Source organism: Blautia sp. MSK17_66 (assembly GCF_020538025.1).
Taxonomy (GTDB): Bacteria; Bacillota; Clostridia; order Lachnospirales; family Lachnospiraceae; genus Blautia_A.
Map to the genome: position 1 here is coordinate 229,894 of NZ_JAJBNQ010000001.1, position 14,974 is coordinate 244,867.

12 protein-coding genes and 2 pseudogenes are annotated in these 14,974 nt (G+C 40.0%); 1 reads left to right on the forward strand and 13 read right to left on the reverse strand.

Annotated features, from left to right (window positions below):
• Positions 1-15: 15 nt before the first annotated feature.
• The 3 genes and pseudogenes from LIR34_RS01055 to LIR34_RS01065 form a co-directional block, all read right to left on the reverse strand.
• A complete protein-coding gene (locus LIR34_RS01055; protein WP_161286271.1) occupies positions 16-1,383 on the reverse strand; it encodes an NAD(P)/FAD-dependent oxidoreductase in 1,368 nt (455 codons plus the stop codon).
• A 384-nt stretch (positions 1,384-1,767) separates the two neighbouring features.
• Positions 1,768-2,358 (reverse strand): O-acetyl-ADP-ribose deacetylase, encoded by a 591-nt coding sequence (locus LIR34_RS17895; protein WP_173901637.1) that lies wholly within the window; start codon positions 2,356-2,358, stop codon positions 1,768-1,770.
• Positions 2,353-4,926: pseudogene (locus LIR34_RS01065) on the reverse strand (TIGR02452 family protein); the annotation flags it as partial. The pseudogene LIR34_RS01065 and the gene LIR34_RS17895, both read right to left, overlap by 6 nt.
• A 389-nt stretch (positions 4,927-5,315) precedes the next feature.
• Between LIR34_RS01065 and LIR34_RS01070 the strand changes: the two are divergent.
• A complete protein-coding gene (locus tag LIR34_RS01070; protein ID WP_173901526.1) occupies positions 5,316-6,152 on the forward strand; it encodes an AIM24 family protein in 837 nt (278 codons plus the stop codon).
• Between the two features lie 88 nt (positions 6,153-6,240).
• Here LIR34_RS01070 and LIR34_RS01075 read toward each other — a convergent pair whose 3' ends face one another.
• The 10 genes and pseudogenes from LIR34_RS01075 to LIR34_RS01120 form a co-directional block, all read right to left on the reverse strand.
• Positions 6,241-6,603: a TatD family hydrolase gene (locus LIR34_RS01075; RefSeq protein ID WP_173901525.1), complete on the reverse strand. Its 363-nt coding sequence runs from the start codon at positions 6,601-6,603 to the stop codon at positions 6,241-6,243.
• Between the two features lie 28 nt (positions 6,604-6,631).
• A complete protein-coding gene (locus LIR34_RS01080; RefSeq protein ID WP_173901524.1) occupies positions 6,632-7,351 on the reverse strand; it encodes a metallophosphoesterase family protein in 720 nt (239 codons plus the stop codon).
• 882 nt (positions 7,352-8,233) lie between these two features.
• Complete coding sequence (locus LIR34_RS17900; RefSeq protein WP_320442955.1) at positions 8,234-8,431, reverse strand: transposase; 198 nt, start codon at positions 8,429-8,431, stop codon at positions 8,234-8,236.
• Positions 8,432-8,446: 15 nt separating this feature from the next.
• Positions 8,447-8,680 (reverse strand): hypothetical protein, encoded by a 234-nt coding sequence (locus tag LIR34_RS01090; protein ID WP_173901505.1) that lies wholly within the window; start codon positions 8,678-8,680, stop codon positions 8,447-8,449.
• Between the two features lie 237 nt (positions 8,681-8,917).
• A complete protein-coding gene (locus tag LIR34_RS01095) occupies positions 8,918-10,153 on the reverse strand; it encodes a M20 family metallo-hydrolase (RefSeq protein WP_173901523.1) in 1,236 nt (411 codons plus the stop codon).
• 15 nt (positions 10,154-10,168) lie between these two features.
• On the reverse strand, positions 10,169-10,354 hold the full coding sequence (locus tag LIR34_RS01100) for a hypothetical protein (RefSeq protein ID WP_173901522.1): 186 nt from the start codon (positions 10,352-10,354) through the stop codon (positions 10,169-10,171).
• Between the two features lie 22 nt (positions 10,355-10,376).
• A complete protein-coding gene (locus LIR34_RS01105) occupies positions 10,377-10,778 on the reverse strand; it encodes a (deoxy)nucleoside triphosphate pyrophosphohydrolase (protein ID WP_173901521.1) in 402 nt (133 codons plus the stop codon).
• Positions 10,779-10,799: 21 nt separating this feature from the next.
• Positions 10,800-13,772: a DUF3427 domain-containing protein gene (locus tag LIR34_RS01110; protein ID WP_173901520.1), complete on the reverse strand. Its 2,973-nt coding sequence runs from the start codon at positions 13,770-13,772 to the stop codon at positions 10,800-10,802.
• Between the two features lie 418 nt (positions 13,773-14,190).
• A complete protein-coding gene (locus LIR34_RS01115; RefSeq protein WP_244092131.1) occupies positions 14,191-14,337 on the reverse strand; it encodes a hypothetical protein in 147 nt (48 codons plus the stop codon).
• A gap of 368 nt (positions 14,338-14,705) precedes the next feature.
• Positions 14,706-14,963 (reverse strand): annotated as a pseudogene (locus LIR34_RS01120) (DUF1653 domain-containing protein); the annotation flags it as partial.
• Positions 14,964-14,974: the final 11 nt, after the last annotated feature.

Below are 14,974 nucleotides of genomic sequence, written 5' to 3' on the forward strand. Positions count from 1 at the left end.
TACCATGGTAATCCCCTACATTTTTGAGACAATCTGTCTCGCAACATATACTCCGCTTGCCGAAGCATGAGACAGAGAATGGGTAATACCGCTGCCATCACCGATGATATAAAGTCCCTCATGACGAGTCATCAGATTATGGTCCAGTTCCACTTCCATATTGTAGAATTTTACCTCTACACCATACAGCAAGGTATCATCACTGGCAGTTCCCGGTGCAATTTTATCCAGGGCATAGATCATTTCAATAATGCCATCTAATAAACGTTTCGGAAGTACAAGACTCAGGTCACCTGCTGCTGCATTTAAAGTTGGAACGGTAAAAGATTCGCTGATTCTTTCTTCGGTACTTCTACGTCCTCTGATCAGATCTCCAAAACGCTGGACAATCACGCCGCCACCCAGCATATTGCTCAATCGTGCAATACTTTCACCATATCCATTAGAATCTTTGAAAGGTTCTGAAAAATGCTTTGCAACCAGTAACGCAAAGTTTGTATTATTTGTCTGTTTAGCCGGATCCTCATAGCTGTGGCCATTAACAGTAACAATTCCATTTGTATTTTCGTTTACGACTTCACCTTTTGGATTCATGCAGAATGTACGCACCATATCTTCATATTTTGAGGTTCTGTACACAATCTTGCTTTCATATAATTCATCGGTCAGATGAGCAAAAATACCTGCTGGCAGCTCCACTCGAACTCCGATATCCACGCGATTTGAATTCGTATTAATATCCAGATCCTGACAGATTTTTTCCATCCATTTACTTCCGCTGCGTCCTGCAGAAATAACACATTCCTTACCATCATAATAAGAATCTTCATGATAGATTCGATATCCGTCATCTAATTTCTCCACCTTATCAATGAAACAGTTGAAATGAAAATCAACCTTTTCTTTCAGATGAGCATATAAATGTTCCAACACAATATAATTAATATCTGTTCCCAGATGTCGAACAGAAGCGTCCAATAAATGTAAACCATTCTGCATGCAGCGTGTCTTCAGGCTTGAACCGGCAGTAGAATACAGTTTTGTTCCTTCTCCACCAAATGCAAGATTGATCTTATCTACATAGTTCATTAATTCTAATGCAGCTTTTTTACCGATATATTCGTACAGCGTCCCACCGAAATCATTGGTGATATTATATTTACCATCTGAAAATGCACCTGCACCTCCAAAGCCACTCATGATAGAACAGTTCTTGCAATGAATACAGGATTTCACCTTGTCACCATCAATCGGACAATGGCGTTTTGTCAATTCATTTCCCATCTCAAAAACAGCGATACTCAAATTCGGTCTTTTCTCTAATAATTCATATGCAGTAAATATTCCTCCCGGTCCTGCACCTACAATCACTACATCGTACATTTTTACTTCCTCCCATGAACAAAGCGGACAAGTCCGCTTCAAACTCCCTGAATCCCTCAATCTTTGAGGGACTTGTTACGCTTTGCGCGCCAGATGCTGTCTGCTTTAGCAGACATATTCCACATGCATCTGGTCGCATCCTCGCGGAGCGTTTTTTACTTTATTGGAACATTACGAAGTAATTTCCTATAAAGTAAAAAAATGACTACAAAAAGGGCAGTCAACCGATTTGGCTGTTGGTAAAAATGTTTGCCCCTTTTGCAGACTTATACCTAGATTATTATACCTGAGACACCCTCACGTTGCAAGGTATCATTTGAGATCCCTGTAATTCGTCGGCTTCTTTTTCTCTATGTTATCCACCAGAACAAGCGTTTCCTATCTTTATTTAGGGGTTCCAACTATTTTGTTTGCTTTGAATTGATTCAAAGCATCCTTATAAATATTCAGTGTCTCTTCGTCAAATAGAATCCACTCGACCAAATCCAGACTTCCTGAATTTTCTTCAATAAAATCATTTACTGTACGTACAGCGATCATAGCTGCTTTTTCCTTAGGGAAGCTATAAGCACCCGTCGAAATAGATGGGAAAGCCACACTGCGTATGCCTTGGTCAACAGCTATCTGAAGGGAATTACTATAGCATTCTGCTAAAAACTTCTCCTCATCCTGATTTCCACCACGCCAGATAGGACCCACAGTATGGATAATATACTTACAAGGCAGCTTATATGCACCAGTCAGCTTTGCCTCTCCGGTTTTACAACCATTCAGTTTCCGACACTCCTCCAACAACTGTCTGCCTGCAGCTCTATGAATAGCACCATCTACACCACCACCACCTAAAAGACTGGTATTAGCAGCGTTTACGATTGCTTCAACATCAGATTGTTTTGTAATATCTCCTTTGATCATTCGAAGTTCAGTGGCAGACGACTTGGACTGTTCTTTTCTATATTCAGCTTTAAGCTCCATCAGGATTTTCCCTAACAAATTCTGACCAGGCCACGCTTCAGGATTTATATGCTTTGCAGTTTCAGCATCAAGTGCTATACCCCAGATTTTATCTTTTGGACTCGCCTCTGCCATGATCCTGTCGCCTGTTGATAAAAGCAAATTCATAAGATCTGGATTCTGTTCAAACTTCGCTTTATTTCCAGTTTTTACGATATCATATTTAACTGCATCCCAGACCTTGGCATCAAATGGTGTTACCTGTTTTCCTAATGCTTTGCAGTCTTTTGGCGAATTCGCACGGAGGATAGCCGTATATCGTACAGAATCATGAAACAGCTTTGCCTTCTGTGCCATCATATACTGTTCAACACAGAAATATCGGAAATCATCGATCACAAATTCTCTCTGATACCAGTTGCTGAATTCACCGTATTTCTCATTGTCCAGCCAGAAGAATACATATTCCGGATTTTTCTTTGGCTCTTCGTAACGATGCATATGCATATATTTTGTTGCCCATGCAGGATCAAAATAATAACTGTACTCAGACATCTGGCAGCCATGACATAAATCATCAGCAACTTCCAGGATCACATCCAGGAGCTCCAGATCCTTTTTCCATTTGCTATCGATCGCATCATATCCAATCAGCGCACCAAGAATATTTCCAGTAACAGCACCTGTTGAATCACTATCGCCTTTATGGTTGACTGAGACAATCATAGCCTTCGAGAAATCATTCTGATATTTGAGTGCACAATACAATGCAATACCCAGTGTTTCTTCAGCAACCCATCCCTCACCTAACGCATGAATATTGTCCAGATCATCTGTGTCAGTTTTTTCAGACAGTCGAACGGCCTTGTCAATTATATCAACGAGTACAGGAAGATTCTTATCTTCAGCAAAGAGCTTTGAAACAGAACCTCTTGCTTCAAGAACCATATCCTTCAAGCTCATTTCATCATGGGAACAAAGAATTCTGCTTATGATATGACTAACTACGGAAGATGGCATATAACCAAGAGAATGACTATGGGTAATAGCTGAAAGTTCTGCTGCTTCCATATCAATCTGCTCTATGTCTCCATAAAAGTTCTCGCCCAGCCTATATTTCAGAGCTAAAGGTGCAATACGCATAATACCGCCACAGCCCTTACTTCTATTAATCGGACTGTTAATAAAGCTGTTTACGTGATCCTCTTTTGCTCTGGTTTCCAGTGCAGAAAGGCAGGTATTGCCCGGTGCACGTCTGGAATACAATTCCGGAACATCCAACAACCATGAATATCCACCCTTTTCTGTATATCGTTCATACTGATTTACACTATTAATATCCAACTGCTGTGTTTTTAACCAGTCCAGATATGCATTTGGAACATACACTTTTGGATCACCTCCGATACCACGCATAGATAATCGGGTATCACCTACCAGTATTCCATTTGCTGTAAATAAGGTCATCTGTGTATCATCTGACACCAATGCTTTTCCATTTGTCAGTTCATATTCCGTGATACCAGATGAGCCGTATTTCCTGAAAATCTGCTCCTCCTGCATAAATTCAACTGTATACCCTAAAGCATCTCCAATAGCTCCACCAACCAGACTTCCTCTGATCCTGTCCAGATTTGTCTCAGTTTCTCTCACTCTCTCAAGGGCTGATGCAACCTCCTCTGCATCTTCCTCACGATAAAAATCACAAAAATTTCTGGCAAATTCTTTGTAATTGTATTGATCTGCTGAACGGCTGAGCACAGCAAAATCAATTCTGCGGAAGAAATCTTTTGCTTCCATTCCATCATAATCGAATTCCTTCAGTGCTTTATAAAACAGATCCGAAACAACATGAGCGTCATTTAAGAAGGCTCCACATCCGAATGCACCCAAAATCAGGACCTCATATCCGAGATGTGCAGCCACCTTCAGCATTCCGGTGATACGTCCATAAACCATATCCCGGTATTCCTGGTCTGTCAATCCCTCCATACCGTTTCTCAACATAGGTGCGGCACATGTCATAACAGATACAATAACACTTTCATCCAGCAAACTGCCATTTTCATCTTTGATAATTTCAACCTGGGGAGTGACCATAACAGCATCCGATCCCATGTAAGTATTCAAAGATTTATTGTATTTATAATATACGGATGCCGCTGAACTCTCCAGTGACAGCAAAAGCGAACTCTTTCTGCAGAGATCTTCTTCCTGAGCCTTTGATCCACGGCGCACACCGCCACCTGGGTTTACAGGATTGGCAAGATTCAACACAAGAATTGGCTTTGATTTCTTACTGAACAAATATGAACAATCCGAATATCTCTTAATTGCCAGAGAATAAGAATCCATGTTAACGCAATCCACACCAATTCTTCCTCCCATCATATGAATATGCTGAAAATCCTTATTATCAGAAATGCTCTTCACGTCCTTGGGTAAAAATACGGAGATTTCTTTCATTTCTGCTTTAGATAGCTTCAGGTTTACTCGCTTCCCATTCACTTCATAATAGCCTCTATCCAGTATGGCCATTGTATCGTTAAGCATGTTAATATTTTCAAATTTCATCGTCAGCACCCCCATCACACTTTGGTAAATTTATATCTGTATAAAAAGGTAATCATCTATGGACATTATAATGTATTGGATTTAATTGATTCAATACCAACATAAACAAATTTGTTGGCTTTAATTGATTCAATACCAACATAAACAAATTTGTTGGCTTTTAGATTTTATCTGCAGATATATTCCCCTCAGATGGCAAGACTTGCCATTGCTACTGGCTCCGTTACACCGGAAGAAATGAAAGAGATAAAATTTCTTTATCCTTAGAATCTTTATATTTCTCAGAATCTGAGAATTCTATCTTTATGATTCTCTGCATAAATTGTTTTCTATTTATGCTAATTCTTTTATAATAAGCATATCCGAGCAACATCATACATTATTATCAAAAGGGAGAGTATGCCATGAGAATTGAAAACTTACAAAATGAGAACAGAAAATTTACAAAAAGTATCGGAAACTTCCATGTACTTGAATATGTGCAGGATGCCAGCGTTTCACCTATGAATGCAATGAATGAGTATTTCATGAGTAAAATGAATGTCAGAAGAAAACAGGTTGTTATTGATATTGATAAAGACCATTCAGCTGTTATCCAGTCTGGTTCCATGCAATGGATGGGTGGTAATGTACAAGCCACATCAGGCGTAAAAGGCATCGGTGATTTTCTTGGAAAAGCACTCAAGGGTGCGGTTACCAAAGAAACTGCAGTTAAACCAGAATATGTTGGCGAGGGCTGTCTCGTACTGGAACCAACATATAAATACATTATTCTTGCAGATATTGGCAAGTGGGGATCGGCCGGAATGACAATTGAAGATGGCATGTTCCTGGCTTGTGATGCAAATGTAAAAAGTAAAGTTGTACCCAGAAAAAACCTTTCATCAGCCGTATTAGGCAGCGAAGGTCTGTTTAATCTGAGTTTGCAGGGAAATGGTGTAGCTGCACTGGAATCTAATGTTCCCGAAGATGAATTGATTGAAGTCATATTGGAAAATGATGAACTGAAAATTGATGGAAACCTTGCCGTATGCTGGTCATCAAACCTTGAATTTACCGTAGAACGATCAACCAAAACACTTGTAGGATCAGCAGTTAGTGGAGAAGGCCTGGTAAATGTTTACCGCGGAACAGGACGAGTATTGATGTGTCCGGTCGCACCGACCACTTCCTTGTTTGAGTCCACCAACACCACAGCGGCAAAGACTGCAGCTAAATCCAGCAATACATTTGGAAAATAAGCGTAAAACACATTCTCACATAAACAACAAACGCCGATAGAGGATTATAAAAATCCCGCATCGGCGTTATTGATTGTAACACGACTCATCAGAAGTAACGAGAATACGACGCACAATTATTCAATTTGAACACTCTTCTTGTGTTTTCTTCAGTAATCCTTACGACATCTTTCACCATCATGCATTTCAATTCCGCAATCTTTTCCGCAATATTCGGAAGAATCAAACTCGTATTTCGTGCCTTCGCCCACTTTTTGCCAGTGACATCATCTGGTCTTTCTGGCTTAACATATGGGCCGTCGGTCTCAAGAAGCAGATATTCTATTGGAGTTGCAATCACCGTCTCTCGCCGCCCATCTGCAGCTATTGTGAGTTCTTTCCCATCATAATCGATATATGGAAAAGTTTGGTTATAGCATTTACAAGATAAATGGATATGTGAATCAATCATATTATCATACCGCCTTTCATCTCCTTCTTTAACATCTATTTTTAATCAATTCTCCTGTATGCAGTTCTCTTATACTGTCAAGTACTGCATACTGATTTCTCCAAATCTCAGCATCTATATGAAAGTGCCCAAAAAACCACTTATCGTATCGCACCGTCTCAACTATCCACTGAAGATAACTGGTCAGTGGAAATTCCTCAACAACAGAATTTTTAATTCCCAGGTTTAATCTGGACATATATTCCACTGTATCTGCTGGAGCGGTATGCGTCAGGATATAATCAACCGTAAATCCACACTCTTCCAAATTCTTTGTTGCATTCCTATATTCTCCATCGTCAGGCATCTCCTGCGGCCACCACGTTCTCCCCGGAACACGATAATCCTTGTCCAATGAGTAACCTCCGCCAAAACAGAAAATCTTCTTTCCATCAATATCATATATTTCACCTCTCATGAGATGAATCACGTTGCTTCGAATAAACTGAACACGTCCGCCATGCCATTGATCCACTGGAAAAGAATTGAGTTTTTCAAAGTTCTCGTGATTACCATCGACAAAAAGAACGGTATATTTCTGTTCTGCCAGGTAATCATAAAACATCTCCTCCGTCCAGTATCTTCCATCGAAAAACCCAATTCCAAAGTCTCCGAGAACGATTATGTTATCCCCTTCCTTTAGAAAATTACTTATACACGCATCCCAAAGGATCTGATCTCCATGTATATCTCCCGTAACATATATCATGTCCAGCACCTCCACCTTATCCAATGTCTAATATTCTTTTGCAATTTTCTCTGTTATCTCATATATCTCTTTGAATTTTTCTAAGTCCTCCGGTAATCTGATCAGCATAATTTCTTCGATTTTTTCGGTCCGTATATCTTCGGTAACAAGATCAACTAGTTAATTCCTGGAACATTTTTCTGCCTCAATCGCAAGTACAAACATCAGAGCATCCAACGCATTTCCCGGATCCTGTATATCAATAACATAATTATCTGTCATGTGAAACAGTTCTTTACTAAAGTCACGTGCTTCCAGACGCTTTAGGCGTCAGACTAAATATCGGCGGATACGCCTGTAACTTAGGTGCGCAGTTATGCACATTTTCCATGCCTGATACGGCAGGTTCCCACATGACAGGTAGTCCGCTGTATATCTACCTGCGTTTATGCTGCCTTTAAGTTCTCCATTTGTATATGAAGTTCTTTTAAATCCGCATAAACACATGAGGTTCTACGCTTTACTGCAGGGACTTTTGCCTCCAGCAAAGACCGTTCCGTTACCGGAAGGGGTTTTAAAAGTTCTCTGATAAAATATCTTGCTCCAATATTGTACGATGCTGACAGGTCACAATTATATCTTTTTTCTGATCATAACGATTATCCTCCATCAGCTCCCGTTTTCAGAGCTTCATTTCTAATACTGATTTTACCGTACTTTTTAGGCTCAGTCCATCTTTTATCCCCAAGCAATATCGCTTCCGTTTTCTTTCTGCCGGACTATTAGTCCTTTTTCTTGAAAAAAGCATAAAAAATAGAGCACATAGATAGATTTTGGTTCTTTCTTAGCTTTGGGTATAACCAAGTGAAACATTAGCTGGTATCCAATTGATACCAGCTTGTTTTATAATAGTTCTGAAAGAGAGAAATCTTCACTTTTTGACATGAAAGCTAACTTACACTTTTTTTCCAGATTGACTAATCCGCTTCTACCATATACAATACGTTTGAAAACTTTGAATTTGTTGTTGTTTCCTTCAACAAATCCAGAACTTATAAAAAAAGATATCGCATTCTTGACCGGAAGGATATCCTTTTTTATTCCAGTGCAAAAGGCTTATATTTCACTTTTTTCATATTCTTTTAGATATTCATCCAATTTTGATTCTTCTTTTCCCATTAACAATGAATGGTCTTCCAAACGTTTATCACTTGTAAATATACCTTCAATTCGGTTAGATGCTCCCGTACTTTGAATTAAGGCAACTTCCAGAAGTGTTTTCAGTTCATCTATGTTTGCTTCCAGAAATAATTCCTGTTTACCTTTATGCTCATGAATACTGCCAACCATCTAACAAAACGCTCAGAGCATGTTTTACAGTGGTCAAAAGTAAATTTTTTTACTTTTTTTCTTACGAGTCTTCTTGCGAGTTTTTTTAATACCACTCGTAAGAAACTCGTAACATTAGATTTTTGCATTTTTCCTGAAATTAAGTAAAGAAAAAGAGCATATGGAATTGAATCCATACACTCTATGATTTCACAAATAATTACAAAGGCTTTATTATCATTAGCAATGTAATAAAACTTACCATGATAAAAAGGGTTGAGCTGATAATTCTTTTAACACGTCACAAAGCAGTTCAAAACCGGTCTGTATATCCGCTACAGCGGTGGCTTCTGCCGGATTATGGCTGATACCTCCGATACTCGGCACGAAGATCATCGCGGTCGGGAAATGCTTTCCGAATACCATCGAGTCGTGTCCGGCGCCGCTGTTCATATGCTTATACGCGAGATGTTTCTCTTCACAGTACCGCTCAATCACCCGAATCACGTTCGGATCCATCTGTGCGGACTCCAGCCAGTCATTCTGTCGAAGCCGGGTCTGAAAGCCCTTGCGTTCGATGGATTCCAGTGCACGTTTCAGAAGAACCACATCTTGAAGCAGTTCCTCATCGCTGCCATCGCGCAGATCGATGAGCAGATTCACTCGATCTGCAATGACATTCTGCATTCCAGGAAATACCTGTATCGCGCCATAGGTAAGGGTGGCAGAAGGGGCCTGCGCCATCATCTGACGGGTAGACTCTGTGATAAATTCCGCAGCAGCTACCACAGGATCGTGCCGTAAAGGCATCGAGGTGGTACCTGCATGGTTCTGGCTTCCCTGAATGGTCAGCTCATAGTTGACGATACCGACGATACTGTCCACAATACCGATCTGCTTATGCTCGCTTTCAAGCACCGGTCCCTGTTCGATATGCAGTTCTACGATCGCTCGAATATCGTCACGTCTCATGTTTTTCAGTGCTTCCGTCTGATACCCGGCAGATACCAGTGCTTCACGAAGTGTGACGCCATCACGGCTGAGCTCCTCGAGATCCTCTTCTTTCAGCGTGCCACAGATTGCGCGGCTCCCCTGACAGCCAGATGGAAAACGACTGCCCTCTTCCTCCATCAGACCAGCCACTTCCAGGCTGTGTTTCGGAACGAAGCCCGACTGTTTGAGGTATCCCAGCGCTGCCACACCGGTCACAACGCCCAGTGCGCCATCATATTTTCCACCGTTCTTTACGGTATCCAGGTGGGATCCCGTCAGTACGGTTCCAGGTTCTGTCCCCGGAAGCCGTCCATACACGTTACCGATCGCGTCCTCTCTGTATTCAAGCCCCATATCTTCGATCCACTCACGCAGGATGTTCTTCGCGATTTTGTCTTCCAGAGTATACGCTGCACGCCAGATCTCTCCGTCGATGCGCGTCGCATCGGCCAGCTGACACAGCATTTCTTCGATTCTTACTCCCGCTTCGTTTTTCATCATAAATGTCACCTCATTTCATAGTTTGTTTTCTTCCAATATTTCTCCGTATTCTTCTCCTGCGCTTTCATCTCGGTAATTGAATTGCCGAGGATTCCCGCTTATTATCCTAAACCGCTCCTGTACAACCGTAAAATCTACCAAACGAGTCCCCTGGGCAAACATATCCGCATTTTGATTATAATATTCTATTGTTTTGTCCATGAAGTTACTCCTCGATCTTAGCTTATTTCATGTACCTTCGAATTTTATCTATCAAAGTGACGTCTGCTGGTAACCAGGCAACACTGTCTAACTGATCCTTTGTAAGCCATTTGGCTGCCTCGGCCTCCTTTAATTCAAGATGGCCTTTTGTAACTTCCGCCCAAAAACAATCCATCGAAAGGTGAAAAGTTGGATAATCAAACTCTATCGTATCAATCAATTCACCGACCTTAATTTCCGTATCCAATTCTTCCATAATTTCTCTTACAAGTGCCTGCTTTGGTGTTTCTCCTGGTTCTACTTTTCCGCCTGGGAATTCCCATCCTCCTTTTAATTCTCCATAGCCTCGTGCTGTTGCAAATATTTTATTTTTCTCTTTTATGTTATCGCAGATAATCGCTGCGACTACTTTTACTGTCTTCATCTATTTCATACCTCCAACCATTTATGCCGTAATATGTGACTGTAAATATCTCAATAAATCCTCACGCACTGCATGATGCATTTTCATAATGACCTTCGTAATTGGCTGCATACGGCCACGATTGTCCTCCTTCTGGGCATTTCTGGCTTCTAATACATCAAATTGCCCCATATAATAGAAACTTGTTTCCGCATCAGATTTTTTTACAAATAAATGCTTTCTTTCAGCTTCAAGTACATCCTTCATATAAGAACTATCCAGCCCCTTCCCAATCTGAGAATCCCATTTAAAAATCAGATCATCCTCAAAGGCATCCGCATAATCAGGTTTTCCATCTACATAGTTTTTTTCATCCTGACTTTCTTCTTTGTGATATGTAATAAAAATAAAGACATCATCACCAATTCGTTTCATACCATACATAATCGAAGATAAATCCTTGCCACAATTCATAAGAAGGCTTACATCTCTTCTGGAATACTTTTCATATAATACAAATGGACTATCCACAATTCGTCCCGGAGAATATTTATCCTTATATCTGGCAATACCGACTTTTATAATATCTTCCACCTGTGTGCAGAACTGAATATGAGTAAGTCTTTCTGTGTAACTTTGCAATCTTCGGATCATTCCCGATCGATCATTTTCCAGAATATCAATCTGACAAAATTTCTGATATTCTGCTTCTTTACTCACGAAATGTCCCTGAAGCACATGAATTGCTTCATTAACCTGTAATGTGCTGATTTCAATTCCATAGGTCTTTTGATATTCTTTTATAAAATCTGCAATCCCGATATGATCTCTATAAAGCAATTGATTTAATATTGCAAGTTCATCAGGACGCACTCCTGAGAGAACCGTTTTAGACAAATACTCCAGTGTTAATTTCTCCTGCTCACTTAAACCATTCTTGTATTTATCCTTTTCCATTGCCTGCATAAAGGCATAATATGTTTTATATTCTCTAATAATTACCAGTGGATCAATTTCCTGATTTTCATAGAAATCATACAGAAGAGGAACTCGTCCTAACCGATTTTTCAAAGAGACATAGCTTTCTTTGATCAGCGTTCTCATTCCCTTGATTTTGTCAATAGACTTAAATATCTTATCCTTGGAAATCTCATCAAAATGAACCGTTGAGGCACCTGGTATTGTACTATTTCCACTGATTACATATTTGCGGATTACATCAGCGTTATAAGAACGATCTCCTGATAAAGCTACCGGAATCATAAAGTTATTATTATAGTTTCCAATAAAATCCAAAATAACAACATATTCTTTTCCGGGCGCCTTTCTAAGACCTCGTCCCAGCTGCTGAATAAATACAATCGGAGACTGCGTCGGTCTAAGCATAATGACCTGATTTACCTCAACGATATCCACACCTTCATTTAATATATCTCGTGAAAAAATATAATCCAAAGGCTGCATCTCTTCCGTTGCATCCGCTTCATCCATTGCCAGTCTTTCAAATGCTTCCTGACGTTTTTCTTCGCTATCAGTGCCACTAAGAGCAATTGTACGATATCCCAGAACATTAAACTTTCTCGATAATTCTTCACACTCTTTAACACGACTACAGAAAACAAGTCCTCTTACACGATCACCACTATAACCATAATATTCCGACTGTCCAATCACATGCCTCACTCTCTCATCACTGGTAAGCTGATTGAACTCATCATCTGTCAGCTTCGTCGCCTGCAATGTTTTGTCATCCAGAGAAACAACCTCTCTGATGCCAAAATAATGAAATGGACAAAGCAGATCCTCTTCCATCGCCTGCTGCAAACGAATTTCGTGAGCGATTTGATAATGGAAAATCTCATATATATTTTTGCCTTCCTGATTATCATCTCTTTTATCCGGTGTCGCAGTCATACCTAAAAACAACTTCGGATTAAAATAGTTAATGACCTTTGTATAGATATTGTTGGAACTATGGTGAGCCTCATCCAAAATAATGCAATCGAAAGTATCCGGCTGGTACTGAAACAAATGTGTATCCCTATTCAAGGTTTCTACTGTGGCAAAAACATAGTCTTTCTCATATTCATAGAACCCTGCTCCCACCAATCCCATTGTCACTTTCTTATCAAAAACTTTTTCAAAAGATTTTTTTGCCTGCTTCGCAAGTGTTACACGATGAACCAGAAATAATACTCTTTTGAACCCCAGCTCACGCATAGCAAATGCAGATGCATATGTCTTTCCGGTTCCAGTAGCAGAGATCAACAATGCCCGTTCTTCTCCCTGCTCCAGAATCTTTCGCAAGTTCGCAATAAATCTCTCTTGCATGGAGTTTGGCTTTAATCTATATTTTTCCAGCGACGGGATTTCTTCGCTTTTCGCGATCTCCCGCTGGTGTTTTATGATATTGTAGCGTTCTTTATAGACTTCATAAAAATCCTCGTATGGCAAAGCGTACTCACTATTCCAAAGACTGTGAAACTCTTCTACGATTTCTTCTGCAATCTCGCCACTTTCCGTAGAAATCAGTTTTGTATTCCACTCCTTATTAACCGTCAACGCTGCACTTGTCATGTTGGAACTTCCAATGATGATTCGATAAACTTCTTCTTTCTTGAAAATATATCCCTTCGTGTGAAAGCCATTTCCGGCTGCTTCCACGTCATACATTTTCAATGTAATATTTTTTAATCCATTGAGTTTCTCAAGTGCTCTCGGTTCACTGAAATTCAGGTAATTCGTCGTAAGGATCTGCCCCTTAACGCCCTTTTTCTCAAGCTCTTTTAGTGTCTGCAGGAGCGGTGTCACACCACCCATCGTGATAAATGCAACACTGATCTGAAACTGATCACAGCGCAGCAATTCATCCTCCACAGATGAAATAACCTTCTTTCCTTCTTCCGGATTATTCGACACAAATGCTGGCTTATACGCCAGATTTGCCGCAACGGAACCATTTATATAAGCGGCACTTAAGCCGCTTTTCAATTCATTGATTACATTCGCATCCACTGATCTAATTCTTCCTCTTATTTTAAATTTCTCAAATTCCTATTAAAATGAATCTCTTGTTCATTATTATACCTTACATGTAATAGATTGTCATAAATAACTTTCCGTATTTTCTTACTTTCCTTGTTTCTTTAGCATTGGCGTGAAAATACGCCATAACCAATCAATCCGATATATGTATGATGTTCTTCCTGCTGTTTATTTATTTAACATACTATAATCTGTTCAAAACTTAATATGTTACTCGAACTATAAAAATTCAAGTTTGCATATTTTCTACAAAGATGTATGATATAAAAAAACTCAGGAGGTTTCACAATGAAAGATCATGAATACTGGTCACTCGTGGTGTTGAACATACAAAAAGGCTGATGCAGTAGTGATTTTTTCTTACCACTTATGCACCAGCCTATTCCCATTAATCATCATAATGATTCCAGTCTCCCAGGAAATTCCTGTCACTGTGTCCAGTCTTGCGACCTCTGTCATCATAATGATTCATTCCGCCAAAGAATCCTGGTCTTGTTTCTCCAACCTTGTGACCTCTACTGTCATAATGATTCATCCCACCAAAAAATCCTAGCCTTGTTTCTCCGATCTTATGACCTTTTGCATCATAATCATTATACCCACCAAAGAACCCTGGCCTGCTCTCTCCAATCTTATGTCCTTTGCTGTCGTAATGATTTATACTTCCAAATCATCTCGGTCTGCTATATCCATCTTTCTTACTCATTGTACCTTCCTCCTGATAAATGCTTTCTTGATCATTTTGCTTTAGCACCCCTGGCACCTTTAACTGATGATCATATTATCTCAAATTTCCATCAGATATAACGTACGGAGCTTCTGATCAAATGAAGCCATAGCACATCACCTCATAATTTCACATAGGTCTTGCCCTTCAATGTAATTCTCTTTTTCTACCCTTATTTATCTTGGCCAAAAATCTACCGGCACTACCTCAAATCTATATTTCTGCTTCGCATTCGGATACTTCTCCCGATCCACTTCACTGCAAAACATGTCGTATGGTCTGGCACATGTTTTATAAGGCGGATACAATGCCTGATAAATCACCAGCTTCTCACCATTTTCTGTATGCTGCGCAAAAGCCAGAATCCGGTACAAGTACTCCGCTGTTTCCAGATTTACATTTTCCCGTTTGAAATGCTGAACGATATCACCAATATGAAATCTAC